Annotated in this window: 22 protein-coding genes; 15 read left to right on the top strand and 7 right to left on the bottom strand. The window is 63.3% G+C overall.

Translation table 11 applies throughout. The features are described from left to right. Window positions 1-10: 10 nt before the first annotated feature. The gene (locus ABDB84_RS11885; RefSeq protein ID WP_345919948.1) at window positions 11-601 is read right to left on the bottom strand and encodes a Maf family nucleotide pyrophosphatase; all 591 of its coding nucleotides are present in this window, start codon (window positions 599-601) and stop codon (window positions 11-13) included. A 200-nt stretch (window positions 602-801) separates the two neighbouring features. Here ABDB84_RS11885 and ABDB84_RS11880 point away from each other — a divergent pair, with 200 nt between their 5' ends. The 9 genes from ABDB84_RS11880 to ABDB84_RS11840 all read left to right on the top strand — a co-directional run bounded on the left by ABDB84_RS11880 (window position 802) and on the right by ABDB84_RS11840 (window position 7465). Then, window positions 802-1194: a YceD family protein gene (locus ABDB84_RS11880; protein ID WP_345919947.1), complete on the top strand. Its 393-nt coding sequence runs from the start codon at window positions 802-804 to the stop codon at window positions 1192-1194. 111 nt (window positions 1195-1305) lie between these two features. Next, entirely contained in the window at window positions 1306-1485 is a 180-nt protein-coding gene (gene rpmF / locus ABDB84_RS11875; protein WP_345919946.1) for a 50S ribosomal protein L32, read from the top strand. A gap of 82 nt (window positions 1486-1567) precedes the next feature. After that, on the top strand, window positions 1568-2632 hold the full coding sequence (gene plsX / locus ABDB84_RS11870) for a phosphate acyltransferase PlsX (RefSeq protein ID WP_345919945.1): 1065 nt from the start codon (window positions 1568-1570) through the stop codon (window positions 2630-2632). Then, window positions 2629-3594: a beta-ketoacyl-ACP synthase III gene (locus tag ABDB84_RS11865; protein WP_345919944.1), complete on the top strand. Its 966-nt coding sequence runs from the start codon at window positions 2629-2631 to the stop codon at window positions 3592-3594. Before plsX ends, ABDB84_RS11865 begins: the two co-directional genes overlap by 4 nt. Before the next feature lie 16 nt (window positions 3595-3610). Further along, entirely contained in the window at window positions 3611-4537 is a 927-nt protein-coding gene (fabD, locus tag ABDB84_RS11860) for an ACP S-malonyltransferase (RefSeq protein ID WP_345919943.1), read from the top strand. Between the two features lie 18 nt (window positions 4538-4555). After that, entirely contained in the window at window positions 4556-5302 is a 747-nt protein-coding gene (fabG, locus tag ABDB84_RS11855; RefSeq protein ID WP_345919942.1) for a 3-oxoacyl-ACP reductase FabG, read from the top strand. 119 nt (window positions 5303-5421) lie between these two features. Beyond that, a complete protein-coding gene (gene acpP / locus ABDB84_RS11850) occupies window positions 5422-5661 on the top strand; it encodes an acyl carrier protein (RefSeq protein WP_345919941.1) in 240 nt (79 codons plus the stop codon). A 124-nt stretch (window positions 5662-5785) separates the two neighbouring features. Then, window positions 5786-7024 carry a beta-ketoacyl-ACP synthase II gene (gene fabF, locus ABDB84_RS11845; protein ID WP_345919940.1) on the top strand — a complete coding sequence of 413 codons (1239 nt, stop codon included), beginning with the start codon at window positions 5786-5788 and terminating at the stop codon, window positions 7022-7024. Between the two features lie 15 nt (window positions 7025-7039). Next, window positions 7040-7465 carry a protein YgfX gene (locus tag ABDB84_RS11840; protein ID WP_345919939.1) on the top strand — a complete coding sequence of 142 codons (426 nt, stop codon included), beginning with the start codon at window positions 7040-7042 and terminating at the stop codon, window positions 7463-7465. Here the strand turns inward: ABDB84_RS11840 and nadB are convergent. Next, on the bottom strand, window positions 7462-9114 hold the full coding sequence (nadB, locus tag ABDB84_RS11835; RefSeq protein WP_345919938.1) for an L-aspartate oxidase: 1653 nt from the start codon (window positions 9112-9114) through the stop codon (window positions 7462-7464). The two genes, ABDB84_RS11840 and nadB, sit on opposite strands and share 4 nt — an antisense overlap. A 134-nt stretch (window positions 9115-9248) precedes the next feature. Here nadB and rpoE point away from each other — a divergent pair, with 134 nt between their 5' ends. From rpoE to ABDB84_RS11810, 5 genes are all read left to right on the top strand, one after another. Then, window positions 9249-9848 (top strand): RNA polymerase sigma factor RpoE, encoded by a 600-nt coding sequence (gene rpoE, locus ABDB84_RS11830; protein ID WP_345919936.1) that lies wholly within the window; start codon window positions 9249-9251, stop codon window positions 9846-9848. 62 nt (window positions 9849-9910) lie between these two features. Further along, window positions 9911-10435 carry a sigma-E factor negative regulatory protein gene (locus ABDB84_RS11825; RefSeq protein WP_345919935.1) on the top strand — a complete coding sequence of 175 codons (525 nt, stop codon included), beginning with the start codon at window positions 9911-9913 and terminating at the stop codon, window positions 10433-10435. Beyond that, the gene (locus ABDB84_RS11820; RefSeq protein ID WP_345919934.1) at window positions 10435-11421 is read left to right on the top strand and encodes a MucB/RseB C-terminal domain-containing protein; all 987 of its coding nucleotides are present in this window, start codon (window positions 10435-10437) and stop codon (window positions 11419-11421) included. The genes ABDB84_RS11825 and ABDB84_RS11820 overlap by 1 nt, the downstream gene beginning before the upstream one ends. A 9-nt stretch (window positions 11422-11430) precedes the next feature. After that, complete coding sequence (locus ABDB84_RS11815; protein WP_345919932.1) at window positions 11431-11862, top strand: SoxR reducing system RseC family protein; 432 nt, start codon at window positions 11431-11433, stop codon at window positions 11860-11862. After that, complete coding sequence (locus ABDB84_RS11810) at window positions 11859-13346, top strand: Do family serine endopeptidase (protein ID WP_345919931.1); 1488 nt, start codon at window positions 11859-11861, stop codon at window positions 13344-13346. The genes ABDB84_RS11815 and ABDB84_RS11810 overlap by 4 nt, the downstream gene beginning before the upstream one ends. Before the next feature lie 72 nt (window positions 13347-13418). Here the strand turns inward: ABDB84_RS11810 and ABDB84_RS11805 are convergent, their stop codons facing one another. The 4 genes from ABDB84_RS11805 to ABDB84_RS11790 all read right to left on the bottom strand — a co-directional run bounded on the left by ABDB84_RS11805 (window position 13419) and on the right by ABDB84_RS11790 (window position 19382). Beyond that, complete coding sequence (locus tag ABDB84_RS11805) at window positions 13419-16481, bottom strand: efflux RND transporter permease subunit (RefSeq protein WP_345919930.1); 3063 nt, start codon at window positions 16479-16481, stop codon at window positions 13419-13421. Further along, a complete protein-coding gene (locus ABDB84_RS11800; RefSeq protein ID WP_345919929.1) occupies window positions 16478-17590 on the bottom strand; it encodes an efflux RND transporter periplasmic adaptor subunit in 1113 nt (370 codons plus the stop codon). The genes ABDB84_RS11805 and ABDB84_RS11800 overlap by 4 nt, the downstream gene beginning before the upstream one ends. A 7-nt stretch (window positions 17591-17597) precedes the next feature. Further along, window positions 17598-19013 carry an efflux transporter outer membrane subunit gene (locus ABDB84_RS11795; protein ID WP_345919928.1) on the bottom strand — a complete coding sequence of 472 codons (1416 nt, stop codon included), beginning with the start codon at window positions 19011-19013 and terminating at the stop codon, window positions 17598-17600. Window positions 19014-19163: 150 nt separating this feature from the next. After that, window positions 19164-19382 (bottom strand): VF530 family protein, encoded by a 219-nt coding sequence (locus ABDB84_RS11790; protein WP_345919926.1) that lies wholly within the window; start codon window positions 19380-19382, stop codon window positions 19164-19166. Window positions 19383-19628: 246 nt separating this feature from the next. Between ABDB84_RS11790 and ABDB84_RS11785 the strand changes: the two genes are divergently transcribed. After that, window positions 19629-20783: a GGDEF domain-containing protein gene (locus ABDB84_RS11785; protein ID WP_345919925.1), complete on the top strand. Its 1155-nt coding sequence runs from the start codon at window positions 19629-19631 to the stop codon at window positions 20781-20783. Window positions 20784-20815: 32 nt separating this feature from the next. Here the strand turns inward: ABDB84_RS11785 and ABDB84_RS11780 are convergent, their stop codons facing one another. After that, window positions 20816-21820: a CobW family GTP-binding protein gene (locus ABDB84_RS11780; protein WP_345919924.1), complete on the bottom strand. Its 1005-nt coding sequence runs from the start codon at window positions 21818-21820 to the stop codon at window positions 20816-20818. Window positions 21821-21894 lie beyond the last annotated feature (74 nt).

The following is a 21894-nucleotide window of genomic DNA, read 5'->3' as shown; positions in this document are numbered from 1 at the left end:
TTTCCGCCGCTCACAGGACGTTCACGCCAGCTTGACGCAGCATGCGGCACAGGGCGATCAGCGGCAGGCCGATCAGGGCGTTGGGGTCGTCGCCGCGCATGTATTCGAGCAGGCTGATGCCCAGCCCCTCGGACTTGGCGCTGCCGGCGCAATCGAGCGGCATCTCGCGCATCACGTAGCGGCTGATTTCAGCATCGCTCAGTTCGCGGAAGCGCGCTTCGGTGCTCACCGCTTCAAGCTGGTGGCTGCCGTCGCGGGTGTCGTAGAGGCACAGCGCGGTGTGGAAGAACACCGAGCGTCCGCGCATGGCTTGCAGCTGGGCGATGGCGCGTTCGACCGTGCCGGGTTTGCCGAAGCGTTCCTGGCCGCGCTCGGTATCGCAATAGGCGACTTGATCGCTGCCGATGATCAGCGCGCCCGGGTAGCGTACCGACACCGCGCGGGCCTTGGCGTAGGCGAGGCGTTCGGCGGTGGCCGTCGGGCTCTCGTCGCCCAGTGGGCTTTCGTCCACGTCGGGACGTGCGGTGGCAAAAGGCAGGCCGAGGCGCTCCAGGAGCTGCTTGCGGTAGGCGGAAGTTGAGGCGAGAACGAGCCGTGACATCAAGGGCAAGCGCAACGGGCTTTGACAGGGAAGGGCCAAGATAATATCATTGACCGTTTATGCCGCACCACAAGCCTCGTCCTGACCTCAGAATTTCCGACCCGTTCGAATTTGCGCGTCGGGGCGATACGCTTGACGGTGAGTTGCCCGCAGCAAGTTTTGCCCGGCTGGAGAAGGATCTTCGCCCCGCTGGACGTGACTTGCCTTTGTATTATCGTCTGGAAGGACGCATGCAGGGCGGCAAGGCCTTCATCGTCCTGCAGCTCTCGGGCGAAGTTGTGCTGACGTGTCAGCGCTGCCTGGGCGATGTGGCTTGCCAGCTGGATTCGCAAAGCCGTCTGCTGTTGGTGCCGGAAGGTGAAGACCTGCCGGACGATGAGCTGACGGTCTATGACGAGGATTATCGGGAAGAGGATGATTTCGACCCGATTCACGCCAGCCGTAATCTGGATGTACTGGAGTTGGTGGAAGATGAGCTCTTGCTCTCCCTGCCGCTGTCTCCGATGCACGAGGAATGCAGTGTGCCGACGGGGGAATGGCTGGAAGGTCCGGCTTCGCCTTTTGCGGCGCTGGGCAAGTTGCAGAAAAGTTGAGGACGGCTTGGTGTCTGTCAAGGCGCCGAGCGCCCGAACAGTTTTACATACCGGTTGTCACATCATTGATGCGTCCGTACTGATCGGCGCATGAGTTTTCAGGAGTAGAAAATGGCTGTCCAACAGAACAAGAAATCCCCGTCCAAGCGTGGCATGCATCGCGCACACGACTTCCTGACCGCGCCGGCACTGGCTGTCGAGCCGACCACGGGTGAAGCCCACCTGCGTCACCACATTTCGCCCTCGGGCTACTACAAGGGCAAGAAGGTCCTCAAGGCCAAGGGCGAGTAATCCGCTCCGCTATTGTCTGGCAGCCGCTGGCTGCCGGACGCATTCTGCTTCTTCCTGATTCAGCGATCCGCCGCGGGGCGTAATGGACGTCACAATCGCAATTGACTGCATGGGCGGTGATCATGGCCCGTCGGTGACGCTACCGGCTGCCTGCGAGTTTCTGCGCGCGGACCCCGATGTCAAGCTGGTGCTCGTTGGCCTGCCCGAGATTTTCACGGGCGCCATCGCGAGCGAGCTGGCAAGCTTCGGTGCGCGCGTCAGAATCCAGCATGCCAGTGAAGTGATCAGCATGGACGAGGCGCCAGCCATCGCCATGCGCGTGAAAAAAGATTCTTCGATGCGCGTGGCGATTGATCTCGTCAAGCGTGGCGAGGCGCAAGCCTGTATCTCGGCCGGCAATACCGGCGCGCTGATGGCGGTGTCGCGCTTCGTGCTCAAGACCTTGCCCGGCATCGACCGGCCGGCCATCGTGCAGAGCCTGCCGACCGCCAAGAATTCGACCTATATGCTGGACCTGGGCGCCAATGTCGATTGCACGCCCGAACATCTGCTGCAGTTCGGCATCATGGGTGCCATGCTGGTCGAGGCTCTGGAACACCGCGAGCGGCCCGAAGTGGGTCTGCTCAATATCGGTGAAGAAGAGATCAAGGGCAACGAGATCGTCAAGCAGGCTGCTGAACTCTTGCGCGGCAGCGGCTTGAACTTCATTGGCAATATCGAGGGCAACAGCATCTACAAGGGTGTTTGCGATGTCATCGTCTGCGATGGCTTCGTCGGCAATGTGGCGCTCAAGGCTTCCGAAGGGCTGGGCACCATGCTGGCCAGCTTCCTTAAAGAAGAATTCCAGCGCAACTGGCTGACCCGTCTGTGCGCCTTGCCGGCGCTGCCGATCATCAAGCGCTTCCGTCGCCGTGCTGACCACCGTCGATACAATGGCGCGGTGCTGTTGGGGCTGCGCGGCGTGGTCGTCAAGAGTCACGGTTCGGCTGATATCTTCGCTTTCGGTCAGGCGCTGCGCCGCAGTGCCGAGGCGGCGCGTAATCGCCTCATCGAGCGCATCGAGCGGCGCATGATCGAATACACCAAGACCCACGCGCCTGAGCCACAAGTGCTCCAGGCCGCCACTCAGGCACTTCGTACAGCATGATTTTTTCCCGTATTGCGGGCACCGGCGGCTATTTGCCCGGCGCGCCCGTCACGAATCACGATCTCATTGCCCGTGGCATCGACACCTCTGACGAGTGGATTGCCGAGCGTACCGGCATCCGCGCGCGTCATCTCTCCGAGGAAGGCCTCAAGACCAGCGATCTGGCTGTGGCGGCGGCGCGCAATGCACTGGATATGGCGGGTGTTGCGGCGGCTGACATCGATCTGCTGATCGTTGCGACGACGACGCCGGACATGATTTTCCCGAGCACGGCCTGCATCGTGCAGAACGCGCTGGGCGTTGCCGCTGGTGCGGTGGCCTTCGATGTGCAGGCAGTGTGCAGCGGCTTTGCTTACGCGCTGACGATTGCCGACAAATTCATCAAGAGCGGCAGCCACAAGCGCGCCCTGGTGATTGGCGCCGAAACCCTGTCGCGCATCGTTGATTGGCAGGATCGCGGCACCTGTGTGCTGTTTGGTGATGGCGCCGGCGCCGTGGTGCTGGTGGCCGATAACCAGCCGGGCATCCTCGCCACCGCCTTGCATGCCGATGGCTCGCAGCAACCGATTCTCAATGCCTCGGGCACGATTACAGCCGGCGCCATCATCGGTTCGCCCTTCCTGCGCATGGATGGTCAGGCGGTGTTCAAACTGGCGGTCCGCGTGCTGGGCGATGTGGCGCAGGAAGTGCTCGCCGCTGCCAATATGAGCGTCGCCGAGCTTGACTGGCTGATTCCGCACCAGGCCAATATCCGCATCATGAACGCCACCGCCAAGCGTCTGGGCGTGCCGGACGAGAAGGTCATCGTGACCGTCTCGCAGCACGGCAATACCTCGGCGGCTTCGGTGCCGCTGGCGCTGGACAAGGCGGTGCGCGAGGGCCGCATTCAGCGTGGCCAGAGCGTGCTGCTGCAAGGTGTCGGCGGCGGCTTTACCTGGGGCGCAGCGCTCCTCAAATTCTGATAGTCCGGAGTTTGTCTTGAAAAAAATTGCAGTGGTATTTCCCGGTCAGGGTTCGCAATCGGTCGGCATGATGGCCGCTTACGGCGATCTGCCGGCGATTCGTGAAACCTTTGCCGAGGCCAGTGAAGCGCTGGGGCAGGATCTGTGGCAGATGCTTGCCGAAGGTCCGGCCGAGGCGATCAACCAGACCGTCAACACCCAGCCCCTGATGCTCACCGCCGGGGTCGCCGTGTGGCGTGCCTGGCAGGCGCTGGGTGGCGCGCAGGCTGCCGTCGTTGCCGGTCACAGCCTGGGCGAGTATTCGGCCCTGGTGGCTGCGGGCGTGCTGCAGTTCAGCGACGCGGTGAAGCTGGTGCGTTACCGCGCTGAGGTGATGCAGGAAGCGGTGCCTGCTGGCGTGGGTGGCATGGCGGCGATCCTCAATCTGGATCCGCAATCCGTGCTCGCCGCCTGTGAAGAAGCTGCGCAGGGCGAAGTGGTCAGCGCCGCCAATCTGAATTCGCCGGTGCAGATCGTGATTGCCGGTCACAAGGGTGCTGTCGAGCGCGCCATGGCGGGCTGTCTGGCGCGTGGCGCCAAGCGCGCCGTGCCGCTGCCGGTCAGCGCGCCGTTCCATTGCGCACTGATGAAGCCGGCCGCCGACAAGCTGGCTGAACGCCTGGCCACGGTGACGCTGGCGGCGCCGCAGATTCCCGTACTCAATAACGTCGACGTGGCCTGCCTGAGCGAGCCGGCGGCAATTCGCGATGCGCTGGTGCGTCAGGCGTATAGCCCGGTGCGCTGGATCGAAACCGTGCGTCAGCTGCAGGCAGACGGCATCGAGGCAGTCTATGAATTCGGCCCCGGCAAGGTGCTGGCCGGCCTGGTCAAGCGCATCGAAAGCACGCTGCCGGTCGAGGCCGTGGTCGATGCCGCGAGCCTGCAACAGCTGCTCACAGCCTGATTTCCGGAGGAAAAACGAATGTTCAGTCTTGAAGGAAAAGTCGCCCTCGTCACCGGTGCCAGTCGCGGCATTGGTAATGCCATCGCCCAGCAGCTGGGCAAGGCCGGCGCAACGGTGATCGGCACGGCAACCTCCGAAGCCGGCGCTGCGGCGATTTCCGCCGCCCTGGCCGAGGCCGGCGTCAAGGGCCGTGGCCTGGCGCTGAATGTCACCGATGCGGCCGCTGCCGAAGCAGCTGTGGCGCAGATCGAAGCGGAATTCGGCACCATCGCGATTCTCGTCAACAACGCCGGCATCACGCGTGACAATATCGCGCTGCGCATGAAGGACGACGAGTGGGATGCGGTGATGGACACCAATCTCAAGGCCGTCTTCCGCATGTCGCGTCTGGTCATGCGTGGCATGATGAAGGCGCGCACCGGCCGCATCGTCAATATCACCTCGGTGGTGGGCAGTGCCGGCAATCCCGGTCAAGCCAACTACGCGGCGGCCAAGGCCGGCGTGGCGGGCATGACGCGTGCTCTGGCGCGCGAGCTGGGCAGCCGTAACATTACCGTCAATTGCGTCGCGCCGGGTTTCATCGATACCGACATGACGCGTGACCTGCCGGATGCGCAGCGCGATGCGCTGCAAACGCAGATCGCCGTGGGGCGTCTGGGTAATCCGGATGAAATTGCAGCAGCAGTCGTGTTTCTTGCATCGAATGAGGCCAGTTACGTTTCTGGCGTCACGTTGCACGTCAATGGCGGCATGTACATGGCCTGATGGCCGTGCGCTGCCGAACTTGTCCGGGCGTTACGGAAAGTTGGCGAAAGTTCTCGCCGCTTTCTGCTAAAATGCCCGGGTTTGTCTGATCATAAGCTTTAACTCGCAAGGAGCGATTCATGGAGAATATTGAACAGCGCGTTCGCAAGATCGTCGCCGAACAACTGGGCGTCAACGATGCCGACATCAAGAACGAATCTTCGTTTGTTGATGATCTGGGTGCGGACTCGCTGGACACCGTTGAACTGGTGATGGCGCTCGAAGAAGAATTCGAGTGCGAGATTCCCGACGAAGAAGCCGAGAAGATCACGACCGTTCAGCAAGCTATCGACTACGTCAGCGCCAACATCAAGGGCTGATCTGGTTTCGAACAAGGCGGCGGGTGCGTTTGCAAAAGCGCCCCGCCGCAAGTATTTTTGCGCCCCGTTATGCAAATGCGATGAATCGCATCAGCCTGACGGAGCTTGATTGAAGGAGTCTTCCTTGTCGCGCCGCCGAGTCGTCGTTACCGGGCTGGGAATCATTTCCCCTGTGGGCAATTCGCTTGCCGAAGCTTGGGACAACATCACCAACGCCCGTTCAGGCATTACTGCGATCACGCGTTTCGATGCGTCGGGCCTGCCCACGCGCATCGCAGGCGAGGTCAAGAACTTTGATGTCGCCAATTATCTGTCGCCCAAGGAAGCACGGCGTTTCGATACCTTCATCCATTACGGCCTGGCGGCCGCAATCGATGCGCTGAAAGACGCGGGTATCGAAGCCAATCCGTCCTACGCCGAACAAGTCGGCGTGTGCATCGGCTCGGGCATCGGCGGTCTGCCGATGATCGAAGAGACGCACGAAGCTTCGCGTGAAGCAGGCGTCAAGAAGGTTTCGCCCTTCTTCGTGCCCGGTTCGATCATCAACATGATCTCCGGCATCCTGTCGATCAACTATGGCTTCAAGGGCCCGAATTTTGCGACCGTCAGCGCGTGCGCGACGGGCAATCACTCGATCGGCGAAGCACAGCGCCTGATCGAATACGGTGACGCCGATGTCATGATTGCTGGTGGCGCTGAATCGACAGTGTCCTTCCTCGGTCTGGGCGGCTTCTGCTCGGCCAAGGCGCTGTCGACGCGCAACGACGATCCGGCCTCGGCCAGCCGTCCCTGGGATCTGGGCCGTGATGGTTTCGTGCTTGGCGAAGGTGCCGGCGTGCTGGTGCTCGAAGAGTACGAACACGCCAAGGCGCGTGGCGCCAAGATCTACTGCGAAGTGGCTGGCTATGGCATGAGCTCCGACGCTTACCACATCACTGCGCCCAGCGAGGGCGGCGAGGGCGCTGCGCGCTCGATCCGCAATGCGCTGCGCAATTCGCGCATCAATGCTGACGCGGTCGATTACGTCAATGCACATGGCACCTCGACGGGCCTTGGTGACATCGCCGAAACCCTGGCGGTCAAGCTGGCCTTTGGCGATCACGCACGCAAGCTGGCGGTGAGCTCGACCAAGTCGATGACGGGTCATCTGCTCGGTGGCGCTGCCGGTATCGAGGCGGTGTTCTCGTGTCTGGCGATTCACAACCAGGTTGCTCCGCCGACGGCCAATCTGCACGACCCCGATCCGCAATGCGATCTGGATTACGTGCCGCTGGTGGCGCGGCCGATGCCGATCAATGTGGCGATCTCCAATTCCTTCGGTTTTGGTGGTACCAACAGCACCCTGGTCTTCAGCAAGCTCTAAGCCGCGGGCGTCGTCGTGATCGAGGCGCCGCGCAGCATCCCCCTCGAATGGTCGCCCGCCCTCAAGCTGGCGACCATTTTCGTTCACCTGTTACCACTCGTGTGCAGCGTTCCGGAGAGCGTGCCGGCCTGGTGCCGTGCGCTGGTCGGGCTGCTGTGCAGCATCTCGGCCATCCGTTGTGTGTTGCGTCTGCGTCGTTTGCGTGGAGCTGTGTTGCTGCCCGATGAGTCGGGCGCACTTTTCATGCGTGGCGCGCTACGCCAGCGCGGTCTTGTGCTGCCCGGTAGTCATGGCATGGGGCCATTCCTTGTCTTGCACTGGCAACCTGAAAGCGGCGCCTCCGCGCAGCATTTCGTGCTGATGCGCGATGCATTTTCTGCGCAGGCGTGGCGGCAGCTGCAGGTCTGGTTGCGCTGGCGCATCCAGACCGGCGCTGTTTAGATGTTGTTCCAGCGTTTTAGGCGCAGCGGGAAGCGGTGATTGCCGAGCACGGTGGGCTTGGCTTTCTTCGATGTTGCCGGGTAGTCGCGCGAGAAGTGCAGGCCGCGTGTCTCCTTGCGGCGCAGGGCGCTGCGCACGATGAGGTCGGCCGTGGTGACGAGATTGCGTAGCTCGATCAAGTCGTTGCTGACGCGGAAGTTGGCGTAGTACTCGTCGATCTCGCGTTCGAGCAGGCGGATGCGGTGCTGGGCGCGTTGCAGGCGCTTGGTGGTGCGCACGATGCCGACGTAGTCCCACATGAAGCGGCGCAGCTCATCCCAGTTATGCGAGATGACGACTTCTTCGTCGGCATCGGTGACGCGGCTTTCGTCCCACTGCGGCAGCGCGCTGACTGCTTTGCGCGGATTGGCGAGAATGTCGCGTGCAGCCGCTTCGGCAAACACCACGCATTCGAGCAGCGAATTGCTGGCCAGGCGATTGGCGCCATGCAGGCCGGAGCAGGAGGTTTCACCGACGGCGTAGAGGCCGGGCAGGTCGGTGCGTGCGCGCAGATCGATGACCACGCCACCACAGGTGTAGTGCGCGGCGGGCACGACGGGAATCGGCTGCTGGGTGATGTCGATGCCCAGCTCGGCACAGCGCGCGAGGATGTTCGGGAAGTGCTCGTGGAGGAATTCCGGGCTCTTGTGACTGATGTCGAGGAAGACGCTGTCGATGCCGCGTTTCTTCATCTCGAAGTCGATGGCGCGCGCGACGACGTCACGCGGCGCAAGCTCGGCGCGTTCGTCGTGCGCAGGCATGAAGCGCGTGCCGTCGGGCAGCTTGAGCAGGCCGCCTTCGCCGCGCACGGCTTCGGAAATCAGGAAGGACTTGGCTTGCGGGTGATACAGGCAGGTCGGGTGGAACTGGATGAACTCCATGTTCGAGACGCGACAGCCGGCGCGCCAGGCCATCGCGATGCCATCGCCTGTCGCGGTATCGGGATTGGTGGTGTAGAGATAGACCTTGCCGGCGCCGCCAGTGGCGAGCACGGTATGGCCCGCCGCACAGGCTTCGATGTGGCCGCTCTTGAGGTCCATCAGGTAGGCGCCCAGACAGCCCGCCGTCGATTTGCCGATCTTGTGGCCGACGATCAGGTCGACGGCGATGCAGTGCTCGAGGATGCTGATGTTCGGATGGCGGCGCACGCGATCGATCAGCGTCTCCTGCACCGCAGCGCCGGTGGCGTCGGCGACGTGCACGATGCGACGATGGCTGTGACCGCCTTCGCGCGTCAGGTGCATGCCCCAGGCGGTGTCGTCATCGGGCGTGAAGGGCACGCCCTGGGCACGCAGCCAGTCGATGGCTTCACGACCATGCTCGACAACGAAGCGCGTGGCTGCCGGGTCGTTGAGTTGCGCACCGGCGACGAGCGTATCTTCGTAATGCGCGTTGATCGAATCAGCTGGATCCACCACCGCAGCGATGCCGCCTTGCGCCCAGCCACTGGCGCCATCGGCGATTTCGCGCTTGGTCACCAGCGCAACCTTGAGTGTGTCAGCCAGGCGCAGTGCCAGCGATTGTCCGGCCAGGCCGGTGCCGAGAATCAGTACGTCGAATTGCTTCAAGAGTGTTTCCTCACGGACAAGCGTCGTGACTATATCAGCCATGAACTTATCGCGCTGTGACTTGTCGGAGGAAGCAGAGTGTCGGCATCAGATATACTCGCCCCCGGAATTCGGCAAATGGCTTGCCAGAACATCTGGCAATAAGCGAGACGGGCCGGGGGAGCGTAGCGGGATTGATGAGCGACAAGGAATTAGACCAGCAACTGGTGGAGCGGGTGCAACGCGGCGACAAGCAGGCCTTTGGCTTGCTTGTGTCCAAGTACCAGCGCAAGCTCGCCCGCTTGTTGTCGCGCATGATCCGTGATCCGGCCGAGGTCGAAGATGTGACGCAGGAAGCCTTCATCAAGGCGTATCGCGCATTGCCCTCGTTCCGTGGAGATAGTGCGTTCTACACCTGGCTATACCGCATCGGTATCAATACGGCGAAGAACTACCTGGTGTCGCAAGGGCGACGCGCGCCGACTTCGACATCGACCGATGCGGAAGATGCCGAGACGATGGAAGACGGCGACGCTTTGCGTGACAACGACACGCCAGAGCGCTTGATGATGACGCGCCAGATTGGCGAGACGGTCAATGCCGCGATGGATGCATTGCCCGAGGAATTGCGCACGGCCATCGTGCTGCGCGAAATCGAGGGTTTGAGTTATGACGAGATTGCCAGTGTGATGGACTGTCCGATCGGTACGGTGCGCTCACGCATCTTCCGCGCACGCGAAGCAATCTCGGAACGTTTGCGGCCAATGCTCGACATTGCGCCGGACAAGCGTTGGTAGGCGCGCAATGGCAATGCGCGGTGGTACAACAGGCAAGGCAAGCACAGGCAAGAGGTCTGATTATGACGAATGAAAACATCTCGGCATGGCTCGATGGTGAGCATCCCGCTCGCGACCCGATTGATGTGCAGCAGCTCCAGGTGCGCAAGGCCTGTGGAACCTGGTGGCTGATTGGTGACATCTTGCGTCAGGAGTCGGCCCTGTCGCAGGATTTCACTGCCCGCGTGATGGCCGTACTCGATGATGAGCCGACTGTGCTGGCGCCGCGCTCACGCCCTGCCGAGCCGGTGGTGCAGCAGCCGCTGCCACGCTGGATGGCGCTGGCGGCCGCTGTGTCAGGTGTTGCCGTGGTGGCCTGGACGGTGCTGGGCGGGCAGGCGGCGCAGCAAGTGGCGCAGAATTCGGCGATCGCTGCCGCTCCGCAAGTGCAGCGCCCGCAGGCGCTGGTCAGCAATGCAACGTCGGCTGAAGAGGATGAGCGTCCCTATCTGGTCGCTCATCAAGCCTATGGTCCGGGCGTGCAGATGGCGGGCGTATCGGGCTATGTGCGCCCGGTGGCGTATGAACCTCTGGTGGCTGCGCGCTGATGATCAAGTTGTTGCTGCGTCCATCTTTGCTGGCGAGCCTGGCGCTGTTTGCCGGGGTGGCTTGCGCCCAGGTGGGCACCGCGGATGCAGCCAATTGGTTGCACCGCATGAGTCTGGCGCCGCGTACGCTCAATTACAGTGGCATGTTTGTCTATGAGAGCGGTGGGGTCAGCCAGAGTTCTCGCTTTACTCACGTCGTGGATGGCTCCGGCCAGCAGGAGCGGCTGGAGAACCTCGATGGCATGGCGCGTGAAGTCATTCGTAGCAATGACGAGGTACAGACCTTCTTTCCGCGCGAGCATCTGATCATCATCGACCGTGCGGTCACCGGCAGCTTCCCTGGTCGCGTGGCGACGGTGGTGAGTGGGCTGTCTGATTATTACGTGTTGCGTCTGGGTGAGGTGGGCAAGGTCGCCGGGCGCGAAGCGCAATCGATCCGCCTGGAGCCGCGCGACGACATGCGCTTCGGGCACGAGTTGTGGGCCGATATGCAAACAGGTCTGCTGCTCAAGGCGCGCATGCTGCGTGCGCCCAATGATGTGGTCGAACAGTTCTCGTTCAGTGAAATCACGGTGGGGCCGCAGGTTGACCGCGAACGCGTCAAACCGCGCTACAGCCGTTCTTCAGACTGGAAAGTGATCAACGCACGCGGCGTAGACCTGCATCAGGAAGAGGCCGGCTGGGCCTTCCGCGGTCTGCCGCCGGGCTTTCATCAGGTTTCGCTGGCCAGACGTCCCTTGCGGGCGGATCGGCCGGATGCGCTGCATGCCGTTTTCTCTGACGGACTGGCAACGGTTTCGGTGTTCATCGAGCGTGACGCCAAGCGCAATATGAGCGTCGCACCGATGCAGAGCCATGTCGGTCCGGTGTCGATGTATCGCACGGTGCGTAACGATGTGGTGATCACCGCCTTGGGAGAAGTGCCGCCAGCGGCGCTGCGTCGCGTGGCTGAAGGCGTTGAAGCGCTGCCGGCGCGCAAGCCCTGAGGTTCTGCCATGCGTGTAGAAGCCCGTGTGATCCGTATTCATGCCCAGCAGACCTTTGTGCGCGTCGGGCCGCAGGCCGGTTGCGGACGCTGCGATGAGGCCGGTGGTTGCCGTAGCGACATGCTGGGGCAGATTTTCGGCTCGCGCTGCCGCGAGTACGAAGTCGAAAACCTTGCCGATGCCAAGCCCGGTCACGAGGTGATCGTCGAGATCGCTGATGGTGCCGCTTTGCGCGCGGCCCTGTTGGCCTATGTGCTGCCGCTATCGCTGCTCTTCGCCGGCGCAACACTTGGCTGGAGTGTGTCCGGTTCAGAGTCATCTGTGATTGTGGGTAGTGTGCTCGGTCTGGTATGTTCGATCCTTTTGCTGTGGGGTATGCGCCGCAGGCTTTCTGCTGGCCGCATGCGACCCAGGCTGGTCGAAATACTGGAACCGAAATGAGTTTGTCCCGCTGGACATCACCGCGTTTTTCCCTTCGCTGCTTTTCCCCCCGTTTATCCGCTGCGCCGCAAGTCCTGATTCTTGTTCTGGGCTTGTGGATCAGCACGCCAGTGCTGGCGCGCGATCTGCCCGATTTTGTGCCCCTGGTGGCCAAGCAGGCGCCGGTGGTGGTCAATATCACCGCTACCCAATCGCGCCCGCCCAGCTCGCCGCTGCAGAGCCTGGGCGATGACGCCCAGCTGCCCGACTGGCTGCGCCGCTTTGCTCCCAAGCGCGATCAGGCTGGCCCGGAAGAGCAGGATCAGGCGACCGGCTCGGGCTTCATCATCAGTGCCGATGGTTACATTCTGACCAACACCCACGTGGTCGAGGGGGCCGACGAAATCCTCGTACGCCTGTCTGATCGCCGCGAGCTGGCTGCCCGCGTGGTCGGGCGCGACAAGCGCAGCGACATCGCCTTGCTGAAGGTCGAGGCGAGCGGCTTGCCGGTGGCCCGCTTCGGCAATATGGCCGATCTGCACGTGGGCGACTGGGTGCTGGCCATCGGTTCGCCGTTTGGCTTCGAGAGCACGGTGACGGCTGGCATCGTCAGCGCCAAGGGGCGTGCCTTGCCCGATGAAACCCTGGTGCCCTTCATCCAGACCGATGTGGCGATCAATCCCGGCAATTCCGGCGGGCCGCTGTTCAACCTCAAGGGCGAAGTGGTCGGCATCAATTCGCAGATCTATTCGCGCTCGGGCGGCTTCATGGGCATCTCGTTCTCGATTCCCATCGATGTGGCGATGGATGTGCAGCAGCAGCTGCGCCAATACGGTCGCGTGCGGCGCGGGCGCATCGGGGTGGCGATCCAGGATGTCACGCGTGATCTGGCGGACAGCTTCGGCTTGAGCAAGCCATCGGGCGCGCTGATCAGTGCGATTGACGGTGACGGTCCGGCCGCGCAGATCGGTCTCAAGCTCGGCGACATCATTCTTGCCTTCGGTGGCAAGCCGGTGGCTGATTCGGTCGAGCTGCCGCGCATCGTCGGCGTGGTCCGTCCCGGTACCCGCGTCAGCATGCAGGTGTTCCGTAATGGCGCGGTGCGCGATATTCCGGTGGTGGTCGGTGAATTCCCCTCGGACGAGCCCGATCCGGTTCCAGTGGCCAGCGCGCCGCCGCTGCCGCCGCGCAATGCCAATCGTCTGGGTCTGGTGACGCAGGATCTGAGCAGTCAGCAAAAGCGCGAGCTCAAGCTCAGTGCAGGCGCCTCGATCCGCCAGTCCTTTGGTGTCGCAGCGCGCGCCGAATTGCGTGCCGGCGATGTGGTGACCGCACTGGTGGCACGCGGCAAGACCGAAGAGATCCGTTCGGCCGAGCATTTCAACAGCCTGGTCAATGCGCTGGAAGCGGGCAGTGCGGTGACGCTGCGTGTGCAGCGCGGTGATGTAATCAATTTTGTCGGCATGCGTCTGACCCAGGCTCCGGCGACAGCGGCGAAACGCTGAGTCAGGCAAGAGAAGGGCCGTCAGGCAGCGCTTGGATGCGCTGGCTGACGGCCCTTTTGCATTGTTCTGCGTTCAGTTTGCCGTGGCTTTGCGCGCAAACAGCTTGCGCAGGGCATTGAGCAGATCATCGACGTAGGTGAACATCACCGGGACCACCAGCAGGCTCAGAACTGTTGAAGTGAGCAGGCCGCCGATCACCACGATGGCCATCGGCTGGCGGAAGCTCGGGTCAGCGCCCAGCCCCAGCGCAATCGGCATCATGCCGGCCGCCATGGCGATGGTGGTCATGAGGATGGGCTGGGCGCGCTTGTGGCAGGCATCCATCAGCGCCTCGAAGCGGCTCATGCCATGCTCGCGACGCGCCATGACGGCGTACTCGACAAGCAGGATCGAGTTCTTGGTGACGACGCCCATCAACATCAGCAGACCGATCACCGAGGGCATCGAGAAGCTGCTGTGCGTGACCAGCAGCGCGAACAGTGCGCCGCCCACCGACAGCGGCAGTGCGGCGAGAATCGTCGCCGGCTGCAGGAAGTCGTGGAACAGCAGCACCAGCACCGCGTAGATGCAGAAAATGCCGATCGCCATGGCCGAGGCGAAGCTGCCGAACAGCTCGGTCATGCGCTGCAGTTCGCCTTGTTGCACTTCATGCACGCCGGGCGGCAAGGTCTTCATCGAGGGCAGCTGGCGCACCTCCTTCATCACATCGCCCAAGGTGCGGCCGGAGAGCTCCACCGACAGGGTGATGTTGCGCTCGCGATCCAGACGATTGATCTGCGAGGGCCCGCTGCCAAGCTGGATGTCGGCCAGCGCGGCGAGCGCCACATAGCCGTTGTTGCCTTTGACGCGCAGCTGCGAGAGCGTGTCCAGATCGGCGCGTGCAGCCGGGTCCAGACGCACCCGCACGGCAATCTGACGTTGCGGCAGATTGAGCTTGGAGAGGCTGGAGGCAAAGTCGCCCGAGGTGGCCACGCGCATGGTGTCGGCCAGTGCATTGGCGGTGATGCCCAGCGCCGAGGCGCGGGCGTAATCGGGCTTGAACTGCACTTCCGGGCGCTGCAGGGCGGCGCTTGAGGTGATGTTGCCAACGCCTTTGAGCGTGCGCAGATCGCGTTCGACATCGGCCGCCGTGGCCAGCAAGGCGTTGCCGTCGTCGCTGGCGAGGGTCAGTTCCAGCTTCTCACCGCTGCCGCCACGGCCGACGTTGACGCGCGCGCCGGGCAGGGCCTTCATCACGGTGCGCATTTCAGCCTCGATCTCCGACTGCTTGCGGCTGCGTTCGCTGCGCGGAGTCAGGGTGAGGGTCAGCGTGGCCTTGCGCACGTCGCTGCTGACCGATGCGTTGAAGCCACCACCACTGGTGGAGGCGCCCACCAGGGTGAATACCTGCTTCACATCAGGCATGCTCATCAGCAGCTGGCGAGCCTGTTCGGCAACCTGGCGGGTCTCCTCCAGCGTGCTGCCGGGCGCCAGCTCGATGCTCACGCGCGACTGGCTGTCATCGGGCGGCGGCACGAAGCCGGTGGGCAGCAGCGGGATCATGGTCAGCGACAGCAGCAGGAACAGCACCGCAGCCGCCACGGTGGCGAAGCGATGTTTCATGCAGGCCCTGACCCAGCCCAGGTAGTGCGTCATCAGTGCGCTTTGACGTTCGAGCGGCGGATGCGGGCGCAGGAAGTAGGCCGCCATCATCGGCGTGAGCAGGCGTGCGACGATCAGCGAGGCCAGCACGGCGACGGCGGCGGTGATGCCGAACTGGCGGAAGAACAGGCCGGGAATGCCGCCCATGAAGGCCGTTGGCAGGAACACCGCCACCAGGGTGAAGGTGGTGGCGATCACCGCGAGGCCGATTTCGTCCGCCGCCTCCATCGCCGCCTCGTAGGGCGATTTGCCCATGCGGATGTGGCGCACGATGTTCTCGATCTCGACGATGGCATCGTCGACGAGGATGCCGACCACCAGGGCCAGCGACAGCAGACTCAGCACATTGAGACTGAAGCCGAGGAAGTACATCGCGGCGAAGGTCGGAATGATGGACAGCGGCAAGGCGGTGGCCGACACGATGGTGGCGCGCCAGTCACGCAGGAACCACCACACCACTACGACGGCCAGTAGTGCGCCTTCGAGCAGCAGATGCATGGAGCCCAGGTAGTTGTCATTGATGCTGTCGACGGTGTTGAAGGCTTCCTTGATCTGCACCTGTGGATGGCTGGCCGAGAATGTATCGACGGCCTCCTTGACCAGGCGGGCCACGCTGACCTGGCTGGTGCCCTTGTTGCGCGTGATCTGGAAGGCAATGACTTGCTTGCCGTCCAGATAGGCGAGGCTGCCGCGTTCGGCGATGTTGTCGCTCACCTTGGCGATCTGGTCCAGGCGCAGGTGGCGCCCATCGCTGAGCGGGATGTTGAGCGCGGCGATCTCGGCAACCGTGCCGACCGCGCCGAGGGTGCGCAGCGATTGCTGGGCGCCGCCGATATCGCCGCGCCCGCCTGATGCATCCTGCTGGGTCAGCTTGAGCTGGCTCGATACCTGTGCGGCGGTGACGCCCAGGCCGGCCATCAGCGCCGGGTCGAGGTCGACGTGCACTTCGCGATCCACGCCGCCGATGCGCGAGACCTTGCCGACGCCTTTGACGGCCAGCAGTTGCTTGGTGAGATCGTTGTCGACCAGCCAGGAGAGTTCCTGTTCGTCATACTTGTCGGAGGCGACGGTGTAGGTGACGATGGGACTGCCCGTCGTGGTGACCTTGGACACTGTCGGCGCGTTCATGCTTGTTGGCAGGTCAGCGCGGGCACTGTCGACGGCATTGCGCACTTCGTTGAGTGCTTCCTCACCGTTCTTTTCGAGCGCGAAGGATATGGTGATCGACACCGAGCCATCGGTGATGCTGGTGACGATGTGGTCGACATTGCTCAGCGAAGCGAGCTTGTCTTCGATCTTGCGTGCAACCTCGGTTTCCAGCTGAGCCGGCGCAGCGCCTTCGAGACTGGCGCTGACCACGACGGCAGGCAGATCCATGTCGGGGAAGTCCTGGATCGGCAAGCCACGCCAGCCGATGATGCCCAGAATCGTCAGCAGGACGAACAGCAGGACGGCCGGAACCGGGTTACGGATCGACCATGAGGAGAAGTTCATGGTTTCTCCTTGGCAGCACTCTTCACACTCACCAGATCACCATCGGCGAGGAAGGCGGCGCCGTTGGCGACCAGCTGTGCCTGCGGGCTCAGCCCGGCAAGCACTTCGATGCGATCAGCCTGGCGGCGGCCGATGCTGAGCTTGCGCCGCGTGACATGCATGTCAGCGCCCAGCTCGAAGGCGTAGCTGAAGCCATCGCGCAGCACCACGGTGCTTTGCGGCACGCTCAGTGCGGGCTGCTCACCGAGCTCGATGCGGCCGCTGGCGTACATGCCGGCGCGCGCACTGCTGCCGACGGGCAGACTCACATAGACGACGGCGCGGCTGGTGTCGGTAGCCAGTGTCGGCGCGGCAATGCGCACCTTGCCACGAATCTGTTCACCGCCCGGCGTGGTGATCAGCGCTGACTGGCCCGGGCGCACGCGCGGCAGTTGTTGTGCGTCCAGCTCGGCACGCCACTCGAAGCGGTTCTGGCGCACTAGGCGATAGAGCTCCTCGCCGGAGGAGACCACCTTGCCCAGCGTCGCGCTGCGCGACGAGATGACTCCGTCATCAACGGCGGTAACCCGTGTGCGTGCCAGGACGACACGCTGCGCATCGAGCTGGGCTTGAGCCGAATCGACATTGGCTTGCGCCGTCTGTTCGGTGATCAGGTAAGAGCTGATCTGCTGTTCGGAGATCGCACCACTGCCCTTGACCAGGCGTGCGCGCTCGGCGTCGGCACGTGCCTGGGCCAGGCTGGCGCGGGCCGAGGCCAGCGCGGCTTCGTACTTGCGCAGATCGGCATTGACGCTGTCCTGCGCCAGCTCGGCAAGCAGCTGGCCGCGCTTGACCACGTCGCCTACGTCGGCGTGCAGGGCCATGATGCGCAGACCGCCGGTTTCCGCACTGACGATGCCTTCCTGCCAGGCCGCAATCGGGCCGTTGGCCTGCAAGGTTTGCGGCCAGTTCTGCAGTTCGGGCTTGACCAGGGTCACCGCCATCACTGGATTGGCTCCGGCTTTGCTCTCGTTGCTGGCAGCCGGCTTGCGGCCGAGGATCAGGGCGCCTGTGCCGAATACGGCCAGCAGGGCGAGGGCAATCAGCCCGTAGCGTAAGGTCTTGTTCATGATGCGTTCAATTCCGGGGGGTTGAGACAGTGCTGCTGGCTGCGCTGGATGCTTCGGCATTCCAGCCGCCGCCCAGGGCCTTGTAGAGCGCGATCCAGTTTTCGACGCGCGTCTGCTCCAGGCTGATCAGATTGAGTTCGGCAGTGATGGCATTGCGTCTGGCCGTTTCGAGGTTGAGCAAGCTGGTGCCACCGGCGCGCCAGTTCGCCTCGCTGGCGATGAAGTAGGCGCGATAGCCGGCCGCGCTGGTTCGTGCATCGTCTTCACGGCGCCGCGCGCCATCGAGCCGCACCAGCGCTTGTTCGACTTCTTTTACCGCCGTGCGTACGGCGGATTTGTAACTGGCCAGTGCCGAGTCATAGGCGGCGCGCGCGCTTTCCAGCTTGGCCGACAGTGCGCCGCCGTTGAGCAGCGGAATCGCCAGCGTCGGGCCGAATGACCATGGCACGCTGCTGGCCGCATTGCTGGCCGACAGGCTGATGCTGCCGTTGAGCGTCAGGCTGGGGTAGCGCGCCGCATCGGCCACGCCGATCTGTGCACTGGCCGAGGCCAGGCTGCGTTCGGCCGAAACCAGGTCGGGCCGCTGGGTGAGCAATTGCGCCGGTACGCTGTCGATCTGCCGCGCTGCCGGTTGCGGGATGCGCACCGGTTGGCTGTCGAGCAGGGCACCCACACGTGTTTCGTCCAGACCGCTGAGGGCGACCAGCGCCTTGCGGGTGACATCGCAGGAGGCCGCTTGTGCCGTTGCGCTGGCCGATGCACTGGCCAGGCTGGCCTCGGCCAGCGCGCCATCGGCGGCGGCGCTGAAGCCGGCCTTGACGGCCAGCGCGGTCAGCTCGGCAGTGGCGCGTTGCGAGCGCAGTGCATCCTGGTAGGCCGCCAGCTGCAGCTGACAGGCACGATAGTCGACGTAATTGGTAGCGACTTCAGCGGCCAGCGAGATGCGTGCGTCATGCCAGTCGGCCTCGCGCGCATCGTTCAGCGCACGGGCAGATTCGATTCCCCGACGGGTGCCGCCGAACAGATCGATCTCCCAGCTGGCGTCCAGCGCGCTGGCCGTTGTATTGACCGGCATCGCGCCATTGCCTTGCTTGCTGCCGGCCTGGGTCTGCGTGATCGCAGCACTCAGACTCGGTTGCAGGCTGGCGCCCGCGCTGCGCAGATTGGCGCGTGCCGAGCGGATGGCGGCACTGGCCTTGTCCAGCGTCGGGCTGTCGGCCTGCGCCGCGCGCAGCAAGGCGTCGAGCGCCGGATCATTGAATTGCGCCCACCAGTCGCTCAGCGCGTCGAGCTTGCCGGCATGGGGCAGGGGCGCCTGCCATTGGGTGGGCGTTGCCAGTTCAGGCCGGCGGTAATCCGGGCCGACTGCGCAGGCGCCCAGCAGCAGGCTCAGCAAGGGGAAAAGAATACGTGAGGGGTTCATACGGAAACTTCATGCAGTCCGGGAAAGCTGGGGTATTCGCATGCCCGGCGGGCAAGCGCCGGATATACGCCAGGAAGTGTTACACAAGCGGGAGACGGGGAATGTTGCTGCCATGTAAAAGCAGGGCCCGGCGGGTGCTGGCATGCCTCATCAGGCGAAACTTGCGAGATAAAGCTGCTCTACCTGGGTGCGCGCCCAGGGCGTCCTGCGCAGGAATTTCAGGCTGGACTTGATGGACGGATCGCTCTTGAAGCAGTTGATGTTGATCTTGCCAGCCAGCACTTCCCAGCCGTAGTGATCCACCAGGCGCACGACAAGCTGCTCAAGGGTAAGACCGTGCAGAGGATCATTGTTGTGCGGGCTGCTCATGGCTGGGGTCCGGTCGGTAGTGTGCTGAATGGGTGTGCAAACAGTTTATCAGCGCAGCAGGCCAAGCCCCCAACAGGGCTCAACTTGGCACGCGAGCGCACAAAAACTGCATATTGCGGTAGGGGGGCGGCGGTTCTGTCGCATGATGTTGCGCAGGGCGGTTTACAGCGCTGCGGGAATCAGCTCAAATGCGCATCCGCCCGCTTTTTTCTGAAACCAGCGAGCGACTTCTCCCTGAGCTTTGACATGCATCCGCTTGAGCACGTTTTGTCCGACGACGCAGCACCCGATTTCGCGCTGCGTGTTCAGGCCGATCAACTCCGCTTGCTGTTTCGTCAGTCCTTTCCGGCTGTCTATATCAGCGTCGTCGTCGCGCTGGTCGTTTGTCAGACTCTGTGGACCGAGGTCCGCCACGAGTTGTTGCTCGGCTGGCTGTTCCTGCTGTGCCTGTGCAGTCTTGTGCGCTACACCTTGTTCCGCCTGTACTGGCAGCGCAAGCCACAGGGCATGCAGATCCTTGCCTGGGAAAAACCCTATGCGCTAACCCTGTTTGCGACTTCGCTGATCTGGGGGCTGGGCATTCTGTGGTTTGTCAGCGAAAGTACGCCGCTTTACCGCCTGGTCGAATTCCTCTTCCTGCTCGGCATGTCGGCGGGTGCGTTCTCGCATTACTCGGCGCGGCGCTACATGGTCATGGGGGCGATGACCAGCGTCTTGTTGCCGACAACCATCTGGTTCTTATTCTGTGGCCAGTCCATGGAAGTCAGTCTGAGCATTGCTGCGCTGCTCTTCGTCTGTGTGCTGATCCAGGCGGGCAATGCGATGTCGGCGGCGCAGGCGGAAAATCTCAAGCTCACCTATTACCTTGAAGCGGCCCGTCACAAGGCGGAGCAGATGGCGCATACCGACGAGCTGACCGGGCTGGAGAACCGGCGCGCGTTTTTCGATCAGGGCCAGGCGCTGGCCAGCTATTGCGAGCGCAATCGTCGGCCGCTCAGTGTGGTGATGATCGATGCCGACAACTTCAAGCAGATCAATGACCGCTTTGGTCACGCTGTCGGCGATGCGGTACTGCGCCACCTGGCCGGGCACATGAAGGCACGGCGGCGGAAGTCCGACATCTGTGGTCGCCTGGGGGGGGAGGAATTCGCCATGCTGTTGCCCGATACCTCACTGGGCGAAGCCATGTTGCTGGCCGAGCGCCTGTGTCAGGCCTGTGCGACGCTGCCCATGTCGGTTGAAGGTGAAGCCGTACTCAGCACGGTCAGCATCGGCGTGGCGAGCGAGGGCTACTCCATCGAGTACTTGCTCAGCTGTGCCGATGAAGCGCTCTACCAGGCCAAGGCGGCCGGGCGCAATCGCGTCGTGGCGTGGACCAATCGGGACATCATCGCCAGTTGAAGCAGGAATGCTTTTGGCATTCTTGCGTGCGCTCAGTTGGCGTGCTGCGGGCTGACGCAGGCCAGGAAGGCTGCGCGCAGTTTTTCCTCGGGTAACTCGCGCCCGATCAGCACGATGCGGCTCAGGCGTTGTTCATCGGCTTGCCATTCGCGGCCGAAGTCGAAGCCGGCAATGCGATGCACGCCTTGAAAGATGAGGCGCCGCGGTTCCTCGGCGAGCGAGAGGATGCCTTTGTAACGCAGCAGATCGTGGGCGTAATCGGCGAGCAGGGTGTCGACGAAGGCCGAGATGGCGTCGAGGTCCAGCGCTTGGCTGTGTTCGAGGATCATCGAACTCACCGGCACCTCGCTGCTGCGGCGCGCGCCGAACACGTTCTGCTTGCTGCTCGATACCTGCCAGCCGCTGCTCGGCAGGCCGCGTTCATCCAGCCGGAAACCGCCGATGTGCAGCAGGTCCTGCCAGTCTTCGGCGAGCTTGCGGGCGTCGCCCATCGGGGCGCGTGCATTGATCGTGCGCAGCTGTGCGTGCAGCGTCTCGAGTGCGGCTTCATCGACAAGATCACAGCGGCTGACCAGCAGACGGTCGGCAAAGGCAATCTGTGAGGCGCAGACGCGTTCACGGCGCAGCTGTTCGGCAAAGTGGATGGCGTCGACCAGGGTGATCACGCCGTCCAGCTCGAAGCGGTCACGCAGCATCGGGTCGGTGAAGAACACTTGCGCGATGGGCACCGGGTCGGCCAAGCCAGTACCTTCGATGATCAGGCGGTCAAATTGCAGGCTGCCGGCTTCGCGCCGTGCCAGCAGATCGGCCAGCGCTTCACTGAGCGCGCCGCGCACGCTGCAGCAGATGCAGCCATTGGAAAGTTCGACCACGCCTACAGCAGCCGGGTCGAGCAGGTCGCCGTCGATACCGACTGCGCCGAATTCGTTTTCAATCACCGCGATGCGCTCGCCGTGCGCGCCAGCGAGCAAGCGGTTGAGCAGGGTGGTTTTGCCGGCACCGAGAAAGCCGGTGAGCAGGGTAACGGGAATGGACATCTTGGGTCTGGGGTGTGCTGAGTTAAGAGTGAAGCGTCAGGCGTGAAGCGAGAGGGGGCTTTGCTGCGCCCCTC

The sequence above is a fragment of the Uliginosibacterium sediminicola genome (assembly GCF_039631295.1).
Classification (GTDB): domain Bacteria; phylum Pseudomonadota; class Gammaproteobacteria; order Burkholderiales; family Rhodocyclaceae; genus Viridibacterium; species Viridibacterium sediminicola.
This window is presented reverse-complemented; position numbering and strand designations above follow the sequence as displayed.